The sequence below is a fragment of the Vibrio sp. Isolate23 genome (assembly GCF_022398095.1).
GTDB classification, from domain to species: Bacteria; Pseudomonadota; Gammaproteobacteria; order Enterobacterales; family Vibrionaceae; genus Vibrio; species Vibrio coralliilyticus_A.
This window is the reverse complement of sequence record NZ_JAKEUV010000010.1, coordinates 74340-98914: the sequence shown is the minus strand read 5'-3', so window position 1 is coordinate 98914 and position 24575 is coordinate 74340. Positions and strand designations below refer to the sequence as shown.

The window sequence follows — 24575 nt, the reverse complement described above, 5'->3', positions numbered from 1 at the left end:
CATTTTTTAATCATAGAAGTGTAATGAAGCACTAACCTCTTGTTAGTGCTACTATTAGGGGTCGTTTTGCCCCTAATCATCCGCATAAATCTTCACTAACAGGCTGCCATCTGTGCCAATACTCGCTCGATACATGCCGCTGCTGTTCATCGCAAAGTGAACACGTCCATCACCGTCAATGGCGATCAGACCACCTTCGCCTCCCATAGCCTTCAACTCGCCTTGAATTACAGTCTCGCAGGCCGTATGCACATCTTCCTTGAGATAACGCATTCGCGCTGCCACATCACTCGCGACAGTCTTGCGAATAAAGTATTCCCCCATTCCGGTAGTCGATACCGCCACATTACCATTTTCGGCAAACGTACCCGCACCAATGATGGAAGAGTCCCCCACTCGGCCGTACTTTTTGTTAGTCACACCACCAGTACTGGTGGCTGCCGCTAAATTGCCTTGCTTGTCTAGAGCAACAGCGCCGACTGTGCCGTATTTCTTGTCATCCGGATATTTCGACTCGGATAAGGCAAATAAGCCTTTCTCTTTCATCGACTGCAACTGGTCATAGCGTCGGTCAGTGAAGAAGTAATCTTGTTCGGTGTATTGATGACCCTGCTCAAAGGCAAACTCTTCGGCCCCATCTCCGATCAACAGTACATGGTTACTGTCTGTCATCACATCACGAGCCAACTCAATCGGGTTACGAATGTGGCGCACGCCAGCCACTGCTCCTGCATTTGCTTCTTTACCGTGCATGACAGAGGCATCCATCTCAACAATTTCCTTGTGCGTTAACACTGAGCCTCGACCAGCATTAAAGTTGACCGAATCCTCCAGCACCTTCACTGCGGCAACGACGGCATCCATAGCATCACCGCCACGAGCAAGAACCTCATGACCAGAACGAACGGACTTTTCTAAATCGTTGAGAATCTCCGCTTTTAGATCGTCACTCATCTGTTCACGTAAAATTGTCCCCGCACCGCCATGAATCGCGATTGAAAATGATTTACTCACGTCCTACTCCTTTGAGTGTGCTTTGCTCTCATCACACCTTAGATAAACAAAAAGCGCAAGCTAATCACTTAGCTTGCGCTTTAAAATCGACACCTGAGCACAATACTCAGGTGGTCTTTTCTCTGTTAGTGAGAACCGCAGCTACCGCCACCACAGCAGCCGTCTTTCTTCTCTTCAGCGTGGTCATGATCGCCGCCACAACAACCGCCTTCGTGATCGTGTGCACCAGCTTGGTGAACATGGCCGTGCTCAACTTCTTCTGCTGTTGCTTCACGTACCGCTACAACTTCAACGTCAAAAGTTAGCGTCTGACCAGCAAGCATATGGTTGCCGTCCACCACAACTTCGTCACCATCAACCTCAGTCACTTCAACTGGGATTGGACCTTGGTCAGTATCTGCTAGGAAACGCATACCCACTTCAATCTGATCAACACCTTGGAAAACATTTGCCGGTACACGTTGAACCAGTGCGTCGTTGTGCTCACCGTAAGCTTCTTCTGGAGAAACAGTTACAGAGAAGTTAGCGCCCGCTTCTTTACCTTCTAGTGCCGTTTCAAGACCTGTGATCAGGTTGTTGTTGCCGTGTAAGTAGTCAAGTGGTGCTTCTGCTGTTGACTGATCAACCACTGCGCCATCTTCCAGTTTCACCTGGTAGGCAAGGCTTACTACTACGTTCTTTTCAATTTTCATAATGACTCCAAGGAGATAAAGAAACGGAGCAAGTAGCTTGCTCCGAATAACTATTTTCTATGTAGGGTATTATGGGGATCAAACACAGAAACTCAATCAATCCGGCTTAAAAATACCAATCATCTCTTGCTGTGAGTGTTCAGTTTTCTCTACGGATTGCGGTTTGCGCTGATCCTGATAATGACATTCCACACACTCTACCAGCTCAATATTATTTTCTATCCACCAGCGCAGCGTATCTTGCTGGGAACATTTAGGACAGCTCGCTCCCGCGATAAATCTTTTTTTCATTTTTCATTCCACAACGTAAACCTTCCAAAACAGAATATGCTTCCTGATCTGGGAAGATTAGGTTTAATCCCAGAAGTTCTTTGATTGCTGATCTTTTTCCATCTCACGACCGAAGATTTCTTCCAGTTCTTTTCGGGCTTCTTTGGCTCTCATGGCCAATTGCTTGTCTTCGTGATGCTGAGGTAAGAGCTCTTTCAGCATCGCATTATCTAATTTTCGAAAGTGTGCTTCGGCACGCTTGGCCTGATACGGATGCATACCGAGCTCAGTTAACGCTTGACGGCCTAAGTCCAACGCTCCGAGGAAAGTTTCCCTTGAGTAGTTATCCACCCCATGACTTAAGAGCTGGTAAGCTTCAACCCGACTTCGGGCACGCGCTAGCAACTTAAGGTGTGGGAAGTGATACTGGCACAAATCGACAATTTTCATAATTTCATCAGGCGAATCGGTACAGATCACCATGGCTTCCGCTTTATCTGCTCCAGCGGCACGCAGCAAGTCTAGCTGAGTCGCATCACCATAAAAAACCTTATAGCCGTATTTCCTTAATAGCTGGATCTGGCTGGCATCACTTTCAAGGACAGTGACTCGAATTTTATTGGCGTACATTAAACGCCCAACAATCTGACCAAAACGACCGAATCCAGCAATAATGACTCTTGGCTCACGGTTAACAACGTCAGTATGGAGCACGCCTGATTCATCAAAGTTCAAACCACGGGCATACCACTTACTTTGTGCCATCAATAACAGCGGAGTGGTGACCATCGACAAACTCACCACCACGAGTAGGAAGGCAGTTTGATTCTGCGCCAGCAAACCTTCTGCACTCGCTGCCGTGAAGATAACAAAGGCAAATTCACCACCCTGACTAAGAATCGCTGCCATTTTACTTCGGGCTTTGGGCTTACTCCCTGCCAAACGGGCAAGGAAGTAAAGAATGACCGCCTTGACGGCCACTAAGCCAAACACCGCCATCAGTACATTCCATGGCTCCAGTGCCAGCAAGCCTAAGTTCACCGCCATCCCGACCGCAATAAAGAACAGGCCTAGTAGTAGCCCTTTAAATGGTTCGATGGCTATTTCCAGCTCATGGCGATACTCACTCTCTGCCAATAACACACCCGCGAGAAAAGTACCCAGTGCCATAGACAGCCCGAGTTGCTGCATTAACAACGCAATCCCAATGACCAATAGCAATGCCGCCACGGTAAACAACTCGCGAACCCCGCTGAGCACCACATAGCGGAACAAGGGGCGCAATAAGAAATGGCCACCGACCAAAAGGCCGATTACACCGCCGAGCATCCACATGGCATCGAGCCAGTCACCTGCGGTGTTTCCTGCCAGAACGGGCAGAATTGCCAACATGGGGATGACCGCAATATCCTGAAACAGCAACACAGCAAACCCAGACTGACCAGCTTCGCTGCCTGCCAGCCCCTGTTCTTCAATCACTTTCAGCGCAATCGCGGTCGATGACAACGCTAAGCCCATACCAATCACTAAACTGGTTTGCCAACTGACCCCAGCGAGATTAGTCACGCTGGCCAACACCGCCGTCGTAATCACAACTTGGGCGCCGCCGAGTCCAAGAATAGGCCCTTTCATCTGCAACAACTTTTTGGGGTTCAGCTCTAAGCCGATCAAAAACAGTAGTAACACGACACCAAATTCAGCGAAGTGCAGAATCGCTTCAACGTCGCTAATCAGACCCAACCCCCAAGGACCGATAGCAATACCCGCCAGCAGATAACCCAGCACTGAGCCGAGACCTAAGCGTTGGGCTAATGGCACTGCAACGACCGCGGCGGTAAGAAAGATCACGCTACTCTGAAGAAAGTCATTTTCAAGTGCCATGAATTTCTCCCGAGGTTGACGTCATGATCGGATTTTGCAACCACTGGCGATACTTCTCTGCGTGCTGGTAGCGATCCATATCTGAAACATTGCGTGCCCAGTAAAGCACCAGAGGTTCAATCCATGCCATTTGACACAAGGCTGCTGTTAACTCAAATGGCTGAAGAATCTCTGACAACGGGTACTTGTTGTAGCCTTCACTACCAAACGCCTCTTCATTACCGCCCGTGGTGATGACACTGCGCCAATATTTCCCTTTTAATTCCTCACCTTTACCGTAAGCAAACCCTTTACCCAACACTCGATCCATCCACTCTTTGAGTAACGCGGGACAAGAATACATGTATAGAGGGTGCTGAAAGACGATCACATCGTGATCAAGCAAACGCTGCTGCTCCGCGTCCACATCAATAAAAAAGTCGGGGTAATAGGCATAGAGATCATGCACAGTAACGTGATCAAGCGCGGTTATCTTCTTGATCATCACTTGGTTTGCGACAGAGCTTTGCGATTCAGGGTGAGCATAAATCACCAGCACTTTCGGTTTTTCAGGTGACTCAATATTTAAATCGTTTACAGCCATTCCGTAAGCAGCCATCCTTTTGTTTTCAATACCTAAGCTGGGCTTAGGTACAATTTTATCGTTATCAGTTTGTTATACGTTGTTGTTAAGCATAACGCAATGATCGACATTTTATCTCATTCCCCCTACTATTCGACGCGACACGAGCAAGAATAAGCACAAGATTATGATTACCTTTTCTGACATCCAGTTACTGCGTGGTGGCAAACCATTATTGGATCAAACCTCAGCAACGATTCACCCTGGCGACAAGGTCGGCCTAGTCGGTAAAAATGGCTGTGGCAAGTCGACCCTGTTTGCCTTAATTAAAGATGAGTTGTCAATTGATGCCGGTAACTTCAGTAAGCCTTCACATTGGGAGCTCGCTTGGGTTGCGCAGGAAACACCTGCACTAGAGTGTCCGGCACAGGAATACGTCATTGATGGTGATCGTGAATACCGAGCGTTAGAAGCTCAGCTTCTTCAAGCCGAACAAGCAGACAATGGTACTCTGGTTGCTGAACTGCATGGAAAGATTGAGACCATTGGCGGATACAGCATCCGCGCTCGTGCGGCTGAATTGCTTGATGGTTTAGGCTTTAGCCAAGACCAGATGAATTGGAACCTGACTCAGTTCTCAGGTGGTTGGCGTATGCGTCTCAACCTTGCCCAAGCCCTACTGTGCCGCTCAGACCTACTGCTACTCGATGAGCCAACCAACCACTTAGATCTGGATGCCGTGATGTGGTTAGAACGCTGGCTACAAAACTATCCGGGTACGCTGGTTTTGATCTCTCACGACCGTGATTTTCTTGATCCAATCGTTGGCCGTATCATTCACATTGAGAATCAGCAAATGAATGAATACACCGGCAACTACTCATCGTTCGAAGATCAACGGGCGCAAAAGCTGCTCCTACAACAAGCGCAATATCAGAAGCAGCAGAAACAGATGGCGCACATGCAGAAGTACATTGATCGCTTCCGTTATAAAGCCTCGAAAGCCCGTCAAGCACAAAGCCGAATCAAGGCATTGGATCGCATGGAAAAAGTGCTGCCTGCGCAATTTGATAACCCATTCAGCTTTGAGTTTCGTGATCCCGATGCGTTACCCAACCCAATTATTATGATGGATGAGGTCTCTGCAGGTTATGGTGGTAGCCTGATCTTAGAGAAAATTCGTCTCAATCTGGTCCCCGGTAGCCGTATAGGCCTACTTGGACGTAACGGCGCAGGTAAATCAACTCTGATCAAACTGCTTTCCCGTGAATTGAACTCTCAAGATGGCGAACTGACTTACTCGCAAGGCGTTAAAATCGGTTACTTTGCTCAGCACCAGCTTGAAACTTTGCACCCTGAAGAAACGCCTCTTCAGCACATGATGCAAATTGCGCCCGACAAGAACGAACTTGAACTACGCAACTATCTGGGTAGCTTTGGATTCCAAGGTGACAAAGCGCTAGAAAAAGTGGCTCCTTTCTCTGGGGGCGAGAAAGCTCGCCTCGTGTTGGCGTTGATTGTGTGGCAAAAACCCAACTTGCTGCTGCTCGACGAACCCACCAACCACTTGGACTTGGACATGCGCCAAGCCCTGACGCTGGCGCTACAAACATTCGAAGGCGCAATGGTGATTGTCTCGCACGACCGTTACTTGCTGCGAGCGACCACTGATGACCTCTATTTGGTGCATGATCGTCAGGTCGCACCGTTTGATGGCGATCTCAATGATTACTACAAGTGGCTGACAGAGCAGCAGAAAGCTGAACGCCGCGAAGCACAATCTGCGCAACCAGACAAGATCACTACCAACAGTGCTGCCGCCAAGAAAGAGCAGAAACGCCGTGAAGCAGAATTCCGTAAACAGACGGCACCTGTACGCAAAACACTCACCAAGCTTGAAGCTAAGATGGAGACCCTAGGTAATCAATTAGCGGAAGCAGAAACGCAATTATCTGATAACTCACTGTATGAAGCGGAAAATAAAGCTAAACTTAATCAGGTATTAACCGCTCAGAGTCAGGCTAAAGCCGAACTGGAAGAGGTCGAAATGGAATGGATGGCACTGCAGGAGAAGCTGGAGCAGATGGAACAGGAGTTTAACGGTCAATGAGCTCAAAGCACGTATCAGTTTCGCTAACCCTAGAACGCTTATGGCAGTTCAGCCTGCAATATTACAGTGTTCGAGAAGTGAAAGATGCGTGCCTCAATTTACAAAACCAGTTCAAAGGCAATGTAAACCTGCTGTTGCTGCTGAAATGGCTTGATGAGCAGCAGGCTGCCTTTCTCGATGAGGACTGGCACAAAGTTGAAGAGTGTTTAGGTCGTTCAGAAACCCTGTTACACAGCTATCGAGACCTACGCCGTAAACTCAAATCCCACGTCCCAGACACCCTCTACAGAGAATCCTTGCAATTCGAATTGCAACTCGAAAAACAGCAGCAGTCTGATCTGGTCGATTGCATCAACAGTATAGAATTACAGACTAACCAAGCTGAGCCGCTGACGTTGAGATATTGTCGTCAGCTTGGCGGAGAACATTTGCACGACATTTTTACCCATTCAATCGATGACCTCACCCACTGATAGGCGTTCTTATGACTCAATTTATTGCTGCCAAAGGATTAGCCAATCCGCATCTGCAAACTTTGGCACCGCGTTTCATTCGTAAGAAAGCACTGTTTGAACCGCTTTGGCAGACCCTGAATACTCCGGATGGTGATTTTCTCGATCTCGCTTGGAGTGAAGACTGGCAAACTGAGCAAGCTAAGAAAAAACCTGTTTTTGTCTTGTTTCATGGGCTAGAAGGCTGCTTTTACAGCCCTTATGCCAATGGCCTGATGCACGCATTTTCTCAACATGGCTGGCTATCTGTGATGATGCATTTTCGCGGTTGCAGCGGCAAACCGAACCACCGTGCGCGAGCCTATCACTCGGGGGAAGTAGAAGATGCACGCTTGTTCCTTGAGCAGCTACATCAACAACTACCAAATCAAACCAAAGTCGCGGTAGGGATTTCTCTTGGTGGCAACATGCTGGCCAACTATCTGGCCCAGTACAATCAAGAGCCCCTACTATCTGCGGCGACCATCGTCTCGGCACCGCTCGATCTATCAGCCTGTTCAGAGCGCATCGAGAAAGGCTTTTCCAAAGTGTACAAAACGTACCTGCTCTCATCTTTGAAGAAAAATGCTTTGCGTAAACATCACCTAATTAAAGGCGAGCTCGATGTCTCTTACCAGAGCATTAAGCGTGTCACTAAGCTGTTTGAATTTGACGATTTGATTACCGCTCCTTTACATGGCTTTAAAGACGCACAGGATTACTATCAAAGGTGCTCCGGTATTCATCGACTCAAAGACATTCGCATACCGACACAAATCATTCATGCCAAAGACGACCCTTTCATGACAGATGCCGTGATCCCTAAGTATGTCCTCCCTGACAACATCGACTATCGACTGTTCGAACAAGGCGGACATGTTGGCTTCTTAACCGGCAGCGCGTTCAAACCGAGATTCTGGCTAGAAGAAGCGTTACCAGCCTACTACCAAAGTCTGGTGGTTTCTGGATAATAGCCGTCAATTTTTCGAGCATAAAAGACAGAGGTATTTATGATCGTTCCATGGCAACAAATTGACCCAGACACACTGGACAACCTGATTCGTGAATTCGTCCTGCGCGAAGGCACAGACTACGGCGAACTAGAAATTTCCCTGCAAGACAAAGTCGATCAAATCAAAAACCAGCTCGAAACAGGTGAAGCTGTTGTGGTTTTTTCTGAGCTTCACGAGACCGTCGACATTCAGCTCAAACAAAAGTTTTCTTTTTAAAACACAGCATACAGTCTCTTCCCATTAAAGCGTGTTATAGTGGCATGCAACAAGGGACAGTTATTTACAGACAAGGTTTGTCATGTCAGCAAAACATCCGATTATTGCCGTCACTGGTTCATCTGGTGCAGGCACCACAACGACATCTGAAGCGTTCCGCAAAATGTTCAACATGATGAACGTCAAGCCCGCTTGGGTCGAAGGTGATAGTTTTCACCGCTTTACGCGCCCAGAGATGGATGTCGAAATTCGCAAAGCTCGCGAACAGGGGCGACACATCAGCTACTTTGGTCCACAAGCCAACGACTTCCCAGCACTCGCTGAGTTTTTCCGTAAATACGGAAATGAAGGAACAGGTCAGGTACGCCGTTATCTGCACACCTTTGATGAAGCCGTACCGTACAATCAGATGCCGGGTACCTTTACGCCATGGCAAGAACTGCCAGAGAACTCTGATGTATTGTTTTATGAAGGCTTGCACGGTGGCGTCGTTGATGGCGATGTTAACGTCGCTCAGCACGTCGACTTTCTGATTGGCATGGTCCCCATTGTTAACTTGGAATGGATCCAAAAGTTCGTTCGAGATACCCGAGATCGTGGCCACTCTCGAGAGGCCGTGATGGACTCTATTGTCCGTTCAATGGACGACTACCTAAACTACATTACTCCCCAGTTCTCGCGAACTCATATTAACTTCCAGCGTGTTCCGACCGTCGATACTTCTAACCCATTAAATGCCAAAGGTATACCAAGCTTAGATGAAAGCTTTGTCGTGATTCGTCTTCGTGGTATCAAAAACGTCGACTTCCCTTACCTACTGGCGATGATTGACGGCTCATTTATGTCACGTCATAACACGCTCGTGGTGCCTGGGGGGAAAATGAGTTTCGCGGTCGAGCTAATTGTGCGCCCTATTTTGCAACAACTGATCGAAACCGGAAAAATCGGTTAACAACCACCGGATAAGCACGATTACTTTTCATACCGTGATCATGTGCACATTTTTGCGTACAAAATCGTAAGGTGTACCCGATTAAAATCAAGAAATCGATTTCAAAAAAAGATACTATTTGAAACCGAAACAAAGATGGCTTGCAGCATTTGAAAAGTGCTCTTATCCTAGTAGGTCTTGATTCAAGGCTTAGCTAAAACATGGAAAGCAGCAAGCGTACCCTGCAGAGGAAGTGAGATATTATGGTTCTAGGTAAACCTCAAACCGATCCAACATTAGAGTGGTTCCTTTCACACTGTCATATTCATAAGTACCCATCAAAAAGCACGCTGATCCACGCGGGCGAAAAAGCAGAAACTCTTTATTACATTGTTAAAGGTTCTGTGGCAGTACTTATCAAAGACGAAGAAGGTAAGGAAATGATCCTTTCTTACCTAAACCAAGGCGACTTTATCGGTGAACTTGGTTTATTCGAAGAAGACCAAGAGCGTACGGCATGGGTTCGTGCCAAATCTCCTTGTGAAGTAGCAGAAATTTCATTCAAGAAATTCCGTCAGCTAATCCAAGTTAACCCTGACATCCTGATGCGTCTGTCCGCACAAATGGCAAGCCGTCTACAGGTCACTAGTCAGAAAGTGGGTGACTTGGCATTCCTAGACGTAACCGGCCGCATCGCACAAACCCTGCTTAATCTGGCGAAACAGCCAGATGCAATGACACACCCAGACGGTATGCAGATCAAGATCACTCGTCAGGAAATCGGTCAGATTGTTGGCTGTTCTCGTGAGACAGTAGGTCGTATCTTGAAGATGCTAGAAGAGCAGAACTTAATTTCTGCCCACGGTAAGACAATTGTTGTTTACGGTACTCGTTAATTACCGCGACATAAAAGATTGAACAAACCACCAATGGCAACATTGGTGGTTTTTTTTGACCAAAAACAACCTTGCTTAACATTTCTTGATTACATATAAAAACTTCCACCTTAGTCTAAGACCTTCATTTAGTTATTCTTTATTCTTATCCGCAGAGTTTCGCTTTGAGGTCAAGCCCTTATGCCCAACATTGATCGAACCATAGTCATTAAGTTACTGATTTGCTTTGGTTTGCCAATTGCCGTGTTGTTTATGCCAATTGATGCCATCCCCATTGATGATCTGACTTTAATTCAACATCGTTTACTGGCTATCTTTCTGCTCGCCGCCCTATTATGGGTACTGGAGCCTGTTCCCGTTTTCGCCACTTCGATTTTGATCATCGCACTTGAATTGGTCATGATTTCAAACAAAGGTCTGCATCTCTTTCGCACTCCTCCAGCAGGACATGACCTGGGAGAGTTGATGAAATACACCGATATCTTCAGCGCCTTCTCCTCACCCATTATTATTCTATTTATGGGTGGGTTTGCGCTGGCCATCGCTGCATCAAAATACGAACTCGATAACAACCTTGCTCGAGTTTTGCTGCGTCCTTTTGGCCACCAGCCAAAATTTATCATGCTCGGCTTAATGTTGATTACTGCAGTGTTTTCAATGTTTATGTCTAATACCGCAACAACAGTGATGATGCTGGCACTACTTGGCCCGATTGTAGCCTCAGCCCCCAAAGGCGATTTAGGGGTAAAAGCACTGGTTTTGTGTATTCCCATTGCCGCTAATACAGGGGGGATTGCCACTCCGATCGGAACCCCACCTAATGCCATCGCTCTACAATACTTAACGGGTGAAAACAGCATCGACTTTCTCAGCTGGATGATGATGGGTTTGCCTTTTGTGATAGTCCAACTCACCTTTGCTTGGTTCCTACTTCAAAAGCTGTTCCCTTCCTCGCATCAAACCATGACACTGAAGCTCGACGGCCAGTTTCAGCGTAGCTGGCGTGCCATGATAGTCTATATCACCTTCGCGGCTACCATATTGTTATGGATGACGACAAAGCTGCATGGAATGAACACCTACGTGGTATCCATTATCCCTCTCGCGGTCTTCACATTGACAGGTATCATGGGCAAAGCAGAGCTCAAACAGATCAACTGGGATGTGCTGTGGTTAGTCGCTGGGGGCATTGCAATAGGAATTGGCCTAGATAAAACCGGATTGGCCGCTGCGCTGGCACACGCGATTGATTACGAGGCCTTGTCCCCAGTTGCTGTGGTGCTCACCCTTTCTATGGTGTGTTGGTTAATGGCGAACTTCATGTCCAACACCGCAACGGCAAACTTATTGATGCCGATCGCTGCAGCGATTGGGGCATCGATGGACAGCCTAGCTTCAGTCGGAGGATTGCAAGGCTTACTGGTCGTGGTAGCTTTCTCAGCATCACTTGGCATGATATTGCCCGTTTCTACTCCCCCTAACTCCCTCGCCTACTCAACTGGGCTTATCGAAAGTAAAGACATGGCAAAAACAGGGGTCATTATTGGTCTCGTTGGTTTAGCGATTGTCTATATGGCAGCTCTATTTTTAACCTAGATATTAGGTTGTGGCTTCTTGTTTCATTAATGGGCAAGAAGTCACAATTCAGTCAAAAGGTCCCTCTTCATCGATATTCCACTTCCTGAATATCCATATAGATCAAATCTATATTTTAATAACTTCTATAACATCAGCCTGTTAAACCAATATTCATAGCTATTTCAGCAGTTCCTACGTGAACTTCCGCACTAACAGGGTGTAACCACTAATTCAAACTCACACACCCTGATTTTCGATAGGTTGTCTAAGTATTAAGGAAGGGCAATGAGAAACACAATTAAATTAAAGATTCAGATCGCCATCGCGATCATTATTGCAATTGTCTCAGGAGTCCAGGCATGGATCTCTGTCAGTCAATTAAAACAAGAAACCACTTCCGCACTGAATAGTGAAATGGCTAACGTCAGCCATGCCACCTCTCGTTATATCAGTGACTGGCTCTCCATTCGAAGCGATATGATGCTGGCAAATGAAGTGAGCATTCTCAACACTGACAATGCCGATAGAGAGATGCTTATCACTAAACGAGCCGGAGGGTTCTTGTCAGTCTATGCTGGTTTTGATGATGGTTCTATCGCTTATGGAGATAAAAGCGAGGATTGGCCTGCAGATTACGATCCTCGCACCCGACCTTGGTATAAAGATGCCATGGCAACCAATGGCCTGATCGTCACCGAGCCCTATCAAGACTTCGATGGCAGTATCGTGGTCAGCTTTGCTAAAGCATTTAGCGGCAGTAAAAATGGCGTCTTAGCCGCAGATTTGACCGTGACGAATATCATCGAAGAGGTGCTCAATGTCAGCTTAGACAACGAGGGTTTTTCGTTTTTGGTTGATGGTAATAACAACATTGTTGCTTACCAAGATGAGAAGCTGAGCCAGCAACCTCTGACTGAGCTCAATCCGGTCTTATCAGCCGATAAAGTTCATCAACTGGTTAATACCTCTTTCATTTCCACTATCAGCTGGCCACAGCAAGGCGATAAGCTGATCTTTGCGACTAATGTACCCAATACTGATTGGTCACTAGGCATTGTGGTAGATAAAGACATGGCGTACGCCTCGGTAGCCGAACAAATTCAATTCACCGCGATCGCATCGATTTTCCTCTACATTGTGATTGCTTCAATCAGCACTTATGTAATTACTCGCTTACTTCAGCCTCTACAAACCTTATCAGCAGCACTTTCACAGCTCTCTCAGGGTGAAGGGGATTTAACTCAACGAATAGACATTCGTCGTATGGATGAAATCGGAGAACTGGCGCAGCACGTCAATCAGTTCCTCAGTCAAATGCAATCTATGCTCAGCGGTATCATTCATCACAGTAGAGATCTGGCCGTCCAAGCTGAACAAGCGAACCTACTAGCACAACAATCTTCCCAGCAAGTCGAAGCACAGCAAAATGATGTTAATCAAATAGCGACTGCGATTCATGAAATGTCAGCAACAGCGGCTGAAGTAGCCAGTCACGCTGAGTTGACCGCGAACGCTTCTCAAGGTTCAGCATCCGCGTGTGAAGACGGCCAGCAAGTGATCGAAAAAAACCGCCAAGCTATTGTTGAGCTAGCCGATCAGGTGACCGCAGCCTCTGGGGTGATCTCAGAACTGGAGAGCAACACACAGAGCATCAATCAAATTCTCTCTACCATTCGCGAAATTGCAGAGCAAACCAATTTACTGGCCCTTAATGCTGCGATCGAAGCTGCTCGTGCGGGTGAGCAAGGCCGTGGTTTTGCCGTCGTAGCGGACGAAGTCAGAGTGTTGAGCCAACGCACACATGGCTCAACCGAAGAGATCCGCAATATGATTGAAACACTGCAGAACAATACCAAGCTCGCCGTCAACAGTATGGAAAGCAGCACGGCACTAGCAGGGACTAGTGTGGATTACGCTCAACAAGCATATCAGAGCCTGAATACCATCACCTCTGCGATTACAGAAATTAACGATATGGCGCTTCAGATAGCCAGTGCTGCGGAAGAGCAACGTGCCGTCAGCGAAGACATCAGTCGCAATACTCAAGGTATTAAAGATGCGTCAGATATTCTGTCAGAACAGGCGATGCGCAGTAGTGATAGTGCGACTAACATGTTTAACTCAGCCAACACGGTACGCGCTGAGGTAGAACGCTTTAAAGTTTAAGCTTTGTTTCCAACGCTATTTCATGCATATTGTCAGCCTATTGATTTCTTTGTTCACAGGACGAACAGCTTATGGGATTCGAATGGCTGGCACTGGCTGCAGCTTTTCTCTGGGCGGTAGCCAGTTTACTCTCTGTTGGACCAGCACAGCACCTTGGTACCTTTGCGTACAGCCGCTGGCGCATGGGATGCACCTCTGTCATTCTCGCCTCAATGGCATTGTTTACGGGCGGCTGGGCAACGGTTGAAACCAGCGCCATTTCAGCCATGGCCTTATCTGGTTTGATAGGCATTTTTGTTGGCGATACAGCTCTGTTCGCTTGCTTAAATCGGATGGGGCCTCGCCAAGCTGGCCTTCTGTTTTCTTGCCACGCTGTGTTTTCCGCCATACTGGGCTACTTCCTGTTTAGCGAAACCATGACAAACATTGAGCTTATAGGTTCAGCTTTGGTTTTTTCTGGGGTTCTCACTGCTATCTTTTTTGGCCGTAAAGGGCAAAGCACTAATCACTTGGAGTCGGTGAAAGGCAGTATCTGGTTTGGTATCTCCTTAGGACTGGTTGCGGCGCAGTGTCAGGCACTTGGTGGCATTATCGCTAAACCCGTAATGCAGACCGCTATCGACCCCGTGGCAGCATCAGCTATACGTATGATGGCAGCCTTTGCTGCACACTGCCTGTTTTTCTTAAGTGGTGCTAAGCTCGCGAAAGCAACACTACCCATGAATCTTCGCTTATTCGCCATCACCGCTCTCAACGGCTTTCTCGCGATGGCTGTTGGTATGACGCTTATCCTCTATGCACTTCAAGAAGGGAATGTCGGTATGGTTGCCCTACTTTCTTCTACCACGCCAATCATGTTGCTGCCTATACTTTGGATTTATACCAAAAAACGCCCCAATCGATTTGCATGGCTAGGCGCGATTTTGGCGGTGGTAGGTACTGGGCTGTTAGTCAGTTAACCGCTATTAGAACAATAGTTAATACCTGCTTTATCTTTCCTCTGTATGAGTGAAAATGAAGTCAACGAGACAGGAAATCTACCCCCATTCAGTCGTTACGCTCAATATGAGGTGAAATATAACAACGATATTTAGCCAACAATATTTGATCTTAGCCTACAGTTTTGGGTAAAAAGTGTAGTAAAATTACGCTAATTTTGTTTCTAAAGTTACTTTGAATTTGACGAGGACATCACTATGTCAGCTAAGAAGCCATTGGCTCTGGTTATTCTTGACGGTTACGGTCACCGTGAAGAGACAGCAAGCAACGCAATCGCAAATGCGAAAACGCCCGTAATCGACGGCCTGCTTGCCAACAATCCACACACTCTCATCTCAGCATCAGGCCTAGATGTGGGTCTGCCTGACGGCCAGATGGGTAACTCTGAAGTTGGCCACACGAACATTGGTGCAGGCCGTGTGGTCTATCAGGATCTGACTCGTATTACTAAATCCATCGCTGATGGTGAGTTTGCTGAGACACCAGCACTTGTCGAAGCGATTGACTCGGCGGTTAAAGCAGGTAAAGCGGTTCACCTAATGGGCCTGATGTCTCCAGGTGGCGTCCACTCTCACGAAGATCACATCTATGCCGCAGTTGAAATTGCAGCAGCACGTGGCGCAGAAAAGATTTACCTACACTGCTTCCTTGACGGTCGTGACACACCACCACGCAGCGCAGCAAACTCACTGCAGCGCTTCCAAGATCTCTTTGCGACATTAGGTAAAGGCCGTATCGCCTCTTTAGTGGGCCGTTATTATGCAATGGATCGTGACAACAACTGGGATCGCGTTCAAGTTGCTTACGATCTTCTCACTCAAGCCAAAGCTGAGTTCAGAGCAGAAACAGCAGTTGCAGGCCTAGAAGCCGCGTACGCGCGTGAAGAAAACGACGAGTTCGTTAAAGCGACAGCAATCCAAGCAGAAGGCCAAGAAGATGCCATCATGCAAGATGGCGATGCGGTTATCTTCATGAACTACCGTGCTGACCGTGCACGTCAAATCACTCGTGCATTCGTTCCTGCATTTGACGGCTTCGAGCGTGCTGCATTCCCAGCCATCAACTTCGTGATGCTGACTCAATACGCTGCTGATATCCCTCTAGCTATCGCCTTCCCACCTGCATCTCTAGAAAACACTTACGGTGAGTGGCTATCTAAACAAGGTCAAACTCAGCTACGTATCTCTGAAACAGAGAAATACGCGCACGTGACTTTCTTCTTCAACGGTGGGGTTGAAAGTGAATTTGAAGGCGAGGAGCGTCAACTTGTAGCGTCACCAAAAGTGGCCACATACGACCTTCAACCAGAGATGAGCTCCCCAGAGTTGACAGAGAAAATGGTTGCGGCGATCAAGTCGGGTAAATACGATGCCATCATCTGTAACTACCCAAATGCCGACATGGTTGGCCACACCGGTGTCTATGAAGCGGCAGAGAAAGCCATCGAAGCACTCGACGAAAGCGTTGGTAAGGTAGTGGAAGCCATCAAGGAAGTGGGTGGTCAGCTCCTTATCACAGCAGACCACGGTAACGCCGAAATGATGGTAGACCCAGAAACAGGCGGTACTCACACGGCACACACCAATCTGCCAGTACCACTAATTTATGTCGGTGAAAAAGCAGTGGAATTCAAAGAAGGCGGAAAACTGTCCGATCTTGCGCCAACCATGCTATCTCTGGCTGGCCTAGAAATTCCAGCAGAAATGTCAGGTGAAGTTCTAGTCAAATAGGCACGCTTGACGGCGACATCGCTTACATCGAAAAGCTCAGGTGAATACCTGAGCTTTTTTATTTCCTCATCAACAAGTTTTGACATTACTCTTTCTTCGAAGGAATGTGTTTGGGTATACTGACTTTCTCTCAAAGACTTAGGACAGATTCTTCGATGGCAACACAGCAACAAGGACGACTGATCGCCACCTCTACGCTCTCAGCATGGGTATTGATTGTTGCCTCAACCCTAGCCTTTCCTAGTTGGTCTGCCTCCCCCAATGAATTAAAAGGGGTCAGTAGTGAGATATCTCGTCAAAAGCAGGCATTAAGTTCTCAGCAAAAGAAACTCGACTCCCTGCAGAAGTCACTCAAGGCGCAAGAACTGAGTATTGTCCGTTTAGAGAAAGAGATTAAAGAGGCCAAAGAGGCCCTAAATAAAACCAACCACAGTATTGCCACGTTAGAAAAGCGCATTACTTCACTTCGACAGCAGAAACAACAACAAAGCGAAAAGCTCGCTGAGCTATTGCAAACCTATTACGTCACTCAACGAGCGAAATCATCCGCGAGCCTTCTTAATCAAGGAGTGGAAGAGGACAGGATCAGCCAATATTTCCAGCACTTGGCGAAACAACGTACCATCACGATTGAAAAGCTGGAAACAACCGTAGAACAGCTTTCAGAAAGTGAAAATCAACTCAAGCTTGAACAGCAACAAATCACTAAGCTCCTCGCTCAACAGAACCAAAAGCGTCAACAATTGAGTAAAGAACAATCGAAGCGTAAAGGTACCGTTACCAGCATTAAGAAAAGCATTTCCAGTGATAAGGTTTACCTGACTGAGCTACAGCGCAATGAAACACGCTTAAAAGCGGAAATAGCCAAGGCAGCCAAAGCCGCCAAGCTCAATGCCGTTCCTATGGATGGCTTAGCCAAACGCAAAGGTCGATTACCTTGGCCACTGAAAGGTAAAGTTTTACATAATTATGGCTCACGTCAGACAGGCCAGATCAACTGGAAAGGTATGGTCATTGATGCCAATTACGGCCAATCAGTGAAAGCCGTGTATTCGGGCACCGTTGTTTTTTCTGATTATTTAAGGGGCTATGGTTTGGTAATCCTGCTCGATCACGGTAAAGGTGATATGACCTTATACGGTTTTAATCAGAGCCTGTTGAAAAAAGAAGGGGATAAAGTCGCTGCAGGTGAAACCATTGCACTCGCAGGCGATACTGGTGGTCAACCTCAAGCTTCCCTGTACTTCGAAATCCGTAGAAACAGCAAAACACAAAATCCGAAGCGCTGGCTAACAAGGTAATCTCGTTACCTCATTAGCCGACGAGTATTTAAGCGTAATATGCTTCCACTGTCGTAATAAAGACGCCAACCTGCGCCTTATCGAGTGAATTAATTCCAGCGGCGGCAGCGCGTCCTCCCCCCGTTGCAAACTGTGAACAGATATCACCTGCTCCTTGCTTATTATTCAGCGGTGCCCGTAGTGAGACGGTATAACTCCCATCCGCATTTTCTGAAAGTACAGCATGTGCACAGTTCGGGGCTTGGTTCGCCAACCAGTTACCATAAACACCACTGATACGTCGTGAAGAAGCCTGATTAGGCAACTCAAACACAGCCAATACATCACTTTGATGAGAAGCCTTAATAGCGAGAGCTTTATCCAGATCACTTTGATACGCTGATGTAAGAGTGTGATAAGCCGAGTTTGGATCAGCAATAACTGCAAAAGGATCATCATAGGCCAAAAGGTGTTCAAACAGCAGAGCGGGGGCAAAATGTAAATCCGCCAACTCTGCCCCATAGCCATTGTAGTTAATGAGTATCCCCAGCTCTTTCAACTGTTCTTTCTGTTCATCGGTAAGGCCTGCTCTGTCAGCCAACTCATCCGCTTTTGCAATCAAGTTATCACCGTATGCAGCAGTAATAGCCCATAAGTGAAAACGACCTTGCAGCAGCTCATCCACAATCAAAGCGGTGCATGTATTGGCGTCTAAACAAATATGAGCATTAAGGTTTGAATGCTGTGGAATATCACCTGACTTGTGGTGATCGGCATAAAATACCTGAGCACCAGTGGCAAGAATCGCTTCTAAGCTCGCTTTATTTTTCTCCATCGAGATATCCAATACGGTCAGCGAGTCATCCGCTTGGCACTGGAGAGAAGTTAACAGTGCGATGTCACGTTTCACACCCGTAATCAATGTCGATTCTTTAGGTTCAGCTAAGCGAAGCTGAAGGAGAGAGATGATGCCATCCGCATCACCGTTGAACACATCGTAGTGCATAAACAAAACCCCTTAAAATATCTTTAGATACTTTAAGGGGTTAGAGAAAACTTCACAATCGCGTTTAGTTATGGCTAAGCATGAATGGCTTTAACACCATCTTCCAATAACTGCAGTTGTTCTAGCCCCTGCTCCGTCGCTTTCGGCTTGACGACCGCTATCATCTGCAGCATACCTTGATGAATGACCTGTTCGGTGATCTGAGTTTTTGGCGACATCGCCGCTTGGTAACCTAGCCAACTACATGCGATAAGATGTAGTGTTGTGACCAGTGACTTCATTTCGCTGTCTTCGACAGACACCAGCTCCAAATCAACAAATGCGCGCATAATGTTGATCAAGTTAGTCTGCAACTTTTCTTGCACCTGAATGTAATCGTCATGTAGCTGCTCATCACGTTGAAGAATCTCAGGCAGGTTGGCGTAGAAAAAGCGGTATTTCCACATCAAATTGAAAATTGAATCAAGGTAGTGCTTAAGCAATACCAAACTCTCTTGCTGACCATGAATAGGAGAGAACCTCTCCAATAACTCATTCGAATAGAGGGTAAAGATTTCGCGGACGATTTCTTGTTTGTTGCGGAAGTGGTAGTAAAGGTTGCCCGGACTTATGTCTATATGTGCAGCAATGTGGTTGGTGGTGATATTACGCTCACCATGTTCATTAAAGAGATCCAATGCGGCAAGCACTATTTTGTCGCGTGTCTTCATTCGTTTTCCATACCCTCTTCCATTAATATCATCAGTATAACTGAGTATATTAACCAATAACAAAAAAGCGCCTGATTAGACCAGGCGCTTTCATTGGTTTCTTAGTTATTTGTGGTATGGCTTAGATAACTCATGAACCGCTTCAACAAATACTCCCGCATTTTCAGGCGGCACATCAAGGTGAATACCATGGCCAAGGTTAAAGACATGACCTGTACCGGCATCACCATAGCCTTCTAGGATGGTCGCAACCTCCTCACGAATACGTTCTGGTGAAGCGTAAAGCATCGATGGATCCATATTGCCTTGCAGCGCCACTTTATCACCTACACGCTTAACGGCATCTTGAATGTTGATCGTCCAATCCAAACCAACAGCATCACAGCCAGTTGCCGCAATTTGCTCTAGCCACATGCCACCGTTCTTAGTAAACAGAGTCACAGGAACACGGCGGCCATTGTTCTCACGAATCAAGCCATCGACGATTTTGTGCATGTATTGTAAGGAGAACAGGTTGTAATCACGTGGCGTTAAAACACCACCCCATGTATCAAAGACCATCACAGATTGTGCACCTGCCTTGATTTGCGCATTTAGGTACTCAATCACACTGTCTGCAAGCTTATCCAACAACAAGTGTAGTGTTTGTGGCTCTGCGTACATCATCTTTTTGATCTTAGTGAATGCTTTAGAGCTACTACCTTCAACCATATAAGTTGCCAGAGTCCACGGGCTACCAGAGAAACCAATCAGTGGAACATCACCATTCAGATCTTTACGAATCTGGCGCACGGCATTCATCACATATTTCAGCTCACCTTCCGGATCAGGAATACCAATCTTTTCAACGTCAGCTTTACAAGTGATAGGCTTATCGAAAACCGGACCTTCACCTGCTGCAAAACGAAGCTCAAGTCCCATCGCATCAGGGATAGTTAAGATATCCGAAAACAGAATAGCAGCATCTAGAGGGAAACGACGAAGTGGTTGTAGCGTGACCTCTGACGCGAGTTCTGCGTTCTTACACAAAGACATGAAGTCGCCCGCTTCAGCACGGGTCGCTTTATACTCAGGTAGGTAACGCCCTGCCTGACGCATCATCCATACTGGCGTGTAATCTACAGGCTGCTTTAAAAGCGCACGTAGATAGCGATCATTTTTTAATTCAGTCATTCCGTCTTTCCAACTATTCGGCTTCTATTTAGGGGCGCTATTCTAACACTGTTTTCCATGCAAAAGCGGTGTGCTTTGCAACCTAGATCAAGTTATTAACTTTTAAATCAGTGCTTAATTTGCACCCAAACTACAAGAGTGTTAAAAATTTGTGTGCTAGCGAAAACAACAATTATAACCTGAGTACTCGCGACTCAGCATCTCATAACGACATCTTACTTACCCCCTCCTCTCGGAGGGTTTTTTTTATCTATCAAATCAAAATATTGCTTCATTGCATTTCATTGATTGTCCGTTCGATCAATGCTCTCGCAATCGTGCCTTGAGGAGCAACAGGAGGCATATTCTGCGCAGTGAACCACTGGGCATCACTCAGTTCGCTGTAATCAGGTTTTAACTCCCCACCTTGATAATCAGCCAAAAAGCCCATCATTAAACTGGAAGGGAATGCCCAAGGCTGACTGCCAAAATAACGAATGTTTGTCACATCAATACCTGTCTCTTCTTTGACCTCACGAGCTACACACTGCTCAAGCGTTTCCCCCACTTCCACAAACCCTGCAATGACGGTGTACATACCGTTACGATGACGCGGGTGCTGGGCCAATAGAATTTGCTCACCATGACGAACGGCAACAATGATACACGGAAAAATTCTCGGGTAATGTAAAGTACGACAATCACCACACTGCATAGCAACTTGATTGTGGTTGAGGTGGTTACGACCACCGCAAATTGGGCAAAAGCGCAGGGTCTGTGTCATGTGGCTATATTGCACCGCCTTGCTGATCAACAAAAACAGCGGCTCAGCCAATCCCAAACATTCTCGTAATGAAGTCAATGGCAACGTCTGTTCGACATCATGTGCGTTGAGCCACATAACTGGCAACCCATTGTAATCACCTATCTTTATCGCATTTTCCTCCGGTAGAGCAAATGCCTGGGCTGAACCACAAGGTAACGCATGCTCCTCCAGCCAAACCTCACTACCTGATACAACGCACCAGTAAGCATTGCTCGTACGGTTTGTGTCACTGTTCTTAAACATTCCCCTTCCTCTCTGCTTGCAGTTCATCCATTTTACTGGCAATCTAATTTCATACCAGAGTTTGTAGTGGAACAATTTTCTGGCTATAAATTCTAGTAAGGACAAGAGGTTAAACTCTAGAATGGCTTTGCACCGCAAAGCGTAATGATCACCGGAACTGTGATCCGATCATGAGGGCATGGTCATGCTAAATAAATTCAAACGAACGCAAGACCAGTGGGGTGGCTCCAGTGAAGTCATCGATCATTGGTTAGAGACTCGACAGGCACTGATTGTCGAATATTGTCGATTGGGCTCACTTCAGCCAGCGAATGGACACGCTAACGTTGTTGAACTTCCTTCCCCGAAACAAATCCGCTCTTTTTGTGACCATGTGGTTGATTACATTTCAGAAGGTCATTTCAAAATTTACGACATGGTAATGGAGAAATGGCAGGCCACTGGCTTTAAATCAAATAACGAGATCGATGCTACTTACGCAAAAATTGTGTTAACCACAGAGCCTTTGCTTGAGTTTAACGATAAATATATCAACGTAAGTGCCGATGATGAACTCCCCGATTTTGAGGTGGATATGTCAAAGGTTGGCGAACTACTCGAAGTGCGTTTTGAAGTCGAAGACCACCTGATACAGCTTATTGCTGATAGCTTGGCCATTCCTCCAGGCGCTTAGCCGACACGAGAAAATGTAAAGGCTGATGTGAGAATATCAGCCTTTTTGCTATTCATAATGACCAACACTCTTGGCTATACCAGACACACTCATCATGTATCTCTTTATCCTCCAAAGGGAAATGAACCTTCTATAGCATATTATTTTTGACTTTAATCAAAAGATCTGCCAAAAAAAATACCTGAATGAAAATCCGTATCAATGCATAAAATTCCTTGTTTTATTTCCACACAAGTAAATACTGTCTAAATAACTTACTCTTACCTATCACGAAAGAATAGAAATCCGTTTTATTTAAACAATTACCCTAGCTATTCATCGCCATTTAAAATCCAATTAAATAACACTGAATATTTTTGTGAAGATCAACAAAGTTAGATGCCCTATCAATAATTAAACTAACAACTAAGAGCTGTGATTAAGAAGCTCAAATTAATTATCACTATTCCAATAACTTAGTCTTTGTAAGTTTTATTTTATAACTCTAGTCGCGGATTCACTTTTATTTGTTATTCAGCAAGTAAAAGTAAGGAGAACACCATGACCACCCAAACTGTACCTACCGAAGAAAAAAAAGGCGGCTTCTTTGCCAACTTTAAATTCCCTTCCGCTTATACGATTCTGTTTATCCTCATTGCACTGGTTGCGATGCTGACTTGGATCGTACCTGCTGGCCAGTATCAGCGAACAATGAATGAAGATTTAGGGCGAGAAGTGCCTGTCACAGGCACTTACCAAGCTGTTGAAGGCAACCCTCAAGGTGTCATTGACGTACTACTAGCACCGATTGACGGCTTCTATGACCACAATAGCTATGAAGCCGCCGCAATTGACGTTTCTCTGTTTATCCTTGTCATTGGTGGATTCCTCGGGCTGGTGACAAAAACGGGGGCCATAGACGCTGGGATTGAACGCGTAACGCATCGCCTGCAAGGGCGAGAAGAAATGATGATTCCCATCCTAATGGCGCTGTTTGCTGCCGGGGGAACCGTCTACGGCATGGCCGAAGAATCCTTGCCATTCTACACCCTGTTAGTGCCAGTGATGATGGCTGCTCGCTTCGACCCATTGGTTGCCGCAGCGACCGTATTGCTCGGCGCTGGTATTGGCGTATTGGGATCCACCATCAACCCATTTGCGACTGTGATTGCCGCCAACGCTTCTGGCATTCCCTTTACGGATGGCATCATGCTGCGCGCGCTAATGCTGGTGATTGGCTGGGTCATTTGTGTTGCCTACGTGATGCGCTATGCTCGTATGGTGCGTGAAGACCAGAGCAAATCGATTGTTTACGATAAATACGAAGAGAACAAAGCGCATTTCCTTGGTAATCAAACTGGTGAATCTCTTGAGTTCACTACCACACGTAAAGTCATTTTAACCATCTTCGGCGGCTCATTCGGCGTGATGATCTACGGTGTTTCTGTCGCTGGCTGGTGGATGGCAGAAATCTCAGCCATGTTCTTAGCGGCAACGATTTTAGTCGGACTCGTGGCACGTATGAGCGAAGAAGAGTTTACTAACAGTTTTATTGATGGGGCTCGTGACCTACTCGGTGTAGCGCTGATCATTGGTATTGCGCGCGGGATTGTAGTGGTTATGGACCGCGGCATGATCACTGATACCATCTTGTACTCAGCAGAACAGATGGTAACCGGACTATCGTCGGTAGTATTCATTAACGTCATGTTCTTCCTTGAGATTTTGTTATCTTTCCTTGTGCCTTCAACCTCTGGTCTAGCGGTACTGACCATGCCAATTATGGCCCCACTCGCAGACTTTGCGGGGGTTGGACGCGACCTAGTCATCACGGCTTATCAATCGGCTTCTGGTTTAGTAAACCTCATCACTCCCACTTCGGCAGTCGTTATGGGCGGCCTTGCCATTGCCCGTGTGCCTTATGTGCGCTGGGTGAAATGGGTGGCACCATTGCTAGCCATTCTGACACTATTCTGTGTTGTGATGATCAGTATTGGCGCACTTATCTAACCTGCTCTTTTCCTTACACTCGCTCACAAGATGTGAGCCCCAAAAGCCGCCTTAGTGCGGCTTTTCTTTTATCTGCTCAGCTGAAAATTAGAAAAACTATTCCTATCTATCATCTTCATTTATCCAATATTAATTCTCTCAAACAAT

General features: G+C 46.5%; 22 protein-coding genes. 13 read left to right on the top strand and 9 right to left on the bottom strand.

Annotated features, from left to right (window positions below; genetic code table 11):
* Positions 1 to 72 precede the first annotated feature (72 nt).
* The 5 genes from L1D31_RS19205 to kefG all read right to left on the bottom strand — a co-directional run bounded on the left by L1D31_RS19205 (position 73) and on the right by kefG (position 4440).
* Positions 73 to 1014, bottom strand: coding sequence for an isoaspartyl peptidase/L-asparaginase (locus L1D31_RS19205; protein WP_239838655.1), 942 nt, complete (start codon positions 1012 to 1014; stop codon positions 73 to 75).
* Between the two features lie 125 nt (positions 1015 to 1139).
* Positions 1140 to 1706, bottom strand: a complete 567-nt coding sequence (slyD, locus tag L1D31_RS19200) for a peptidylprolyl isomerase (protein WP_239838654.1) — start codon at positions 1704 to 1706, stop codon at positions 1140 to 1142.
* Positions 1707 to 1802: 96 nt separating this feature from the next.
* Positions 1803 to 1997, bottom strand: a complete 195-nt coding sequence (locus L1D31_RS19195) for a YheV family putative zinc ribbon protein (RefSeq protein WP_239838653.1) — start codon at positions 1995 to 1997, stop codon at positions 1803 to 1805.
* A gap of 63 nt (positions 1998 to 2060) precedes the next feature.
* Positions 2061 to 3857, bottom strand: coding sequence for a glutathione-regulated potassium-efflux system protein KefB (gene kefB, locus L1D31_RS19190; protein ID WP_239838652.1), 1797 nt, complete (start codon positions 3855 to 3857; stop codon positions 2061 to 2063).
* Positions 3847 to 4440 (bottom strand): glutathione-regulated potassium-efflux system ancillary protein KefG, encoded by a 594-nt coding sequence (kefG, locus tag L1D31_RS19185; protein ID WP_239838651.1) that lies wholly within the window; start codon positions 4438 to 4440, stop codon positions 3847 to 3849. The genes kefB and kefG overlap by 11 nt, the downstream gene beginning before the upstream one ends.
* 166 nt (positions 4441 to 4606) lie before the next feature.
* Here kefG and L1D31_RS19180 point away from each other — a divergent pair, with 166 nt between their 5' ends.
* From L1D31_RS19180 to L1D31_RS19130, 11 genes are all read left to right on the top strand, one after another.
* Positions 4607 to 6529 (top strand): ABC transporter ATP-binding protein, encoded by a 1923-nt coding sequence (locus L1D31_RS19180; protein WP_239838650.1) that lies wholly within the window; start codon positions 4607 to 4609, stop codon positions 6527 to 6529.
* Positions 6526 to 7002: a TIGR02444 family protein gene (locus L1D31_RS19175; RefSeq protein ID WP_239838649.1), complete on the top strand. Its 477-nt coding sequence runs from the start codon at positions 6526 to 6528 to the stop codon at positions 7000 to 7002. The genes L1D31_RS19180 and L1D31_RS19175 overlap by 4 nt, the downstream gene beginning before the upstream one ends.
* Before the next feature lie 11 nt (positions 7003 to 7013).
* Entirely contained in the window at positions 7014 to 7991 is a 978-nt protein-coding gene (locus L1D31_RS19170; RefSeq protein ID WP_239838648.1) for a hydrolase, read from the top strand.
* A gap of 39 nt (positions 7992 to 8030) precedes the next feature.
* Entirely contained in the window at positions 8031 to 8249 is a 219-nt protein-coding gene (locus L1D31_RS19165; protein ID WP_239838647.1) for a YheU family protein, read from the top strand.
* A gap of 82 nt (positions 8250 to 8331) precedes the next feature.
* Positions 8332 to 9201 (top strand): phosphoribulokinase, encoded by an 870-nt coding sequence (locus L1D31_RS19160; RefSeq protein ID WP_019276788.1) that lies wholly within the window; start codon positions 8332 to 8334, stop codon positions 9199 to 9201.
* 242 nt (positions 9202 to 9443) lie between these two features.
* A complete protein-coding gene (gene crp / locus L1D31_RS19155) occupies positions 9444 to 10076 on the top strand; it encodes a cAMP-activated global transcriptional regulator CRP (protein ID WP_004410522.1) in 633 nt (210 codons plus the stop codon).
* Positions 10077 to 10256: 180 nt separating this feature from the next.
* Positions 10257 to 11672 carry an SLC13 family permease gene (locus tag L1D31_RS19150; RefSeq protein ID WP_239838646.1) on the top strand — a complete coding sequence of 472 codons (1416 nt, stop codon included), beginning with the start codon at positions 10257 to 10259 and terminating at the stop codon, positions 11670 to 11672.
* 267 nt (positions 11673 to 11939) lie between these two features.
* Positions 11940 to 13820, top strand: coding sequence for a methyl-accepting chemotaxis protein (locus L1D31_RS19145; RefSeq protein WP_239838645.1), 1881 nt, complete (start codon positions 11940 to 11942; stop codon positions 13818 to 13820).
* Between the two features lie 71 nt (positions 13821 to 13891).
* Positions 13892 to 14779: a DMT family transporter gene (locus L1D31_RS19140; RefSeq protein ID WP_239838644.1), complete on the top strand. Its 888-nt coding sequence runs from the start codon at positions 13892 to 13894 to the stop codon at positions 14777 to 14779.
* A 237-nt stretch (positions 14780 to 15016) separates the two neighbouring features.
* The gene (gene gpmM, locus L1D31_RS19135; RefSeq protein WP_239838643.1) at positions 15017 to 16549 is read left to right on the top strand and encodes a 2,3-bisphosphoglycerate-independent phosphoglycerate mutase; all 1533 of its coding nucleotides are present in this window, start codon (positions 15017 to 15019) and stop codon (positions 16547 to 16549) included.
* A gap of 155 nt (positions 16550 to 16704) precedes the next feature.
* Positions 16705 to 17850: a peptidoglycan DD-metalloendopeptidase family protein gene (locus tag L1D31_RS19130; protein WP_239838642.1), complete on the top strand. Its 1146-nt coding sequence runs from the start codon at positions 16705 to 16707 to the stop codon at positions 17848 to 17850.
* 28 nt (positions 17851 to 17878) lie between these two features.
* On the opposite strand, the gene L1D31_RS19125 is transcribed toward L1D31_RS19130, so the two are convergent.
* The 4 genes from L1D31_RS19125 to nudC form a co-directional block, all read right to left on the bottom strand.
* Positions 17879 to 18835 carry a DHH family phosphoesterase gene (locus tag L1D31_RS19125; RefSeq protein WP_239838641.1) on the bottom strand — a complete coding sequence of 319 codons (957 nt, stop codon included), beginning with the start codon at positions 18833 to 18835 and terminating at the stop codon, positions 17879 to 17881.
* 74 nt (positions 18836 to 18909) lie between these two features.
* Positions 18910 to 19545 carry a TetR/AcrR family transcriptional regulator gene (locus L1D31_RS19120; protein WP_239838640.1) on the bottom strand — a complete coding sequence of 212 codons (636 nt, stop codon included), beginning with the start codon at positions 19543 to 19545 and terminating at the stop codon, positions 18910 to 18912.
* A 105-nt stretch (positions 19546 to 19650) separates the two neighbouring features.
* Positions 19651 to 20718: a uroporphyrinogen decarboxylase gene (gene hemE, locus L1D31_RS19115; RefSeq protein WP_239838639.1), complete on the bottom strand. Its 1068-nt coding sequence runs from the start codon at positions 20716 to 20718 to the stop codon at positions 19651 to 19653.
* A 271-nt stretch (positions 20719 to 20989) separates the two neighbouring features.
* Positions 20990 to 21766 carry an NAD(+) diphosphatase gene (nudC, locus tag L1D31_RS19110; RefSeq protein ID WP_239838638.1) on the bottom strand — a complete coding sequence of 259 codons (777 nt, stop codon included), beginning with the start codon at positions 21764 to 21766 and terminating at the stop codon, positions 20990 to 20992.
* A 178-nt stretch (positions 21767 to 21944) separates the two neighbouring features.
* Between nudC and rsd the strand changes: the two genes are divergently transcribed.
* On the top strand, positions 21945 to 22439 hold the full coding sequence (gene rsd, locus L1D31_RS19105; RefSeq protein WP_239838637.1) for a sigma D regulator: 495 nt from the start codon (positions 21945 to 21947) through the stop codon (positions 22437 to 22439).
* Positions 22440 to 22979: 540 nt separating this feature from the next.
* A complete protein-coding gene (locus L1D31_RS19100) occupies positions 22980 to 24428 on the top strand; it encodes a YfcC family protein (protein ID WP_239838636.1) in 1449 nt (482 codons plus the stop codon).
* Positions 24429 to 24575: the final 147 nt, after the last annotated feature.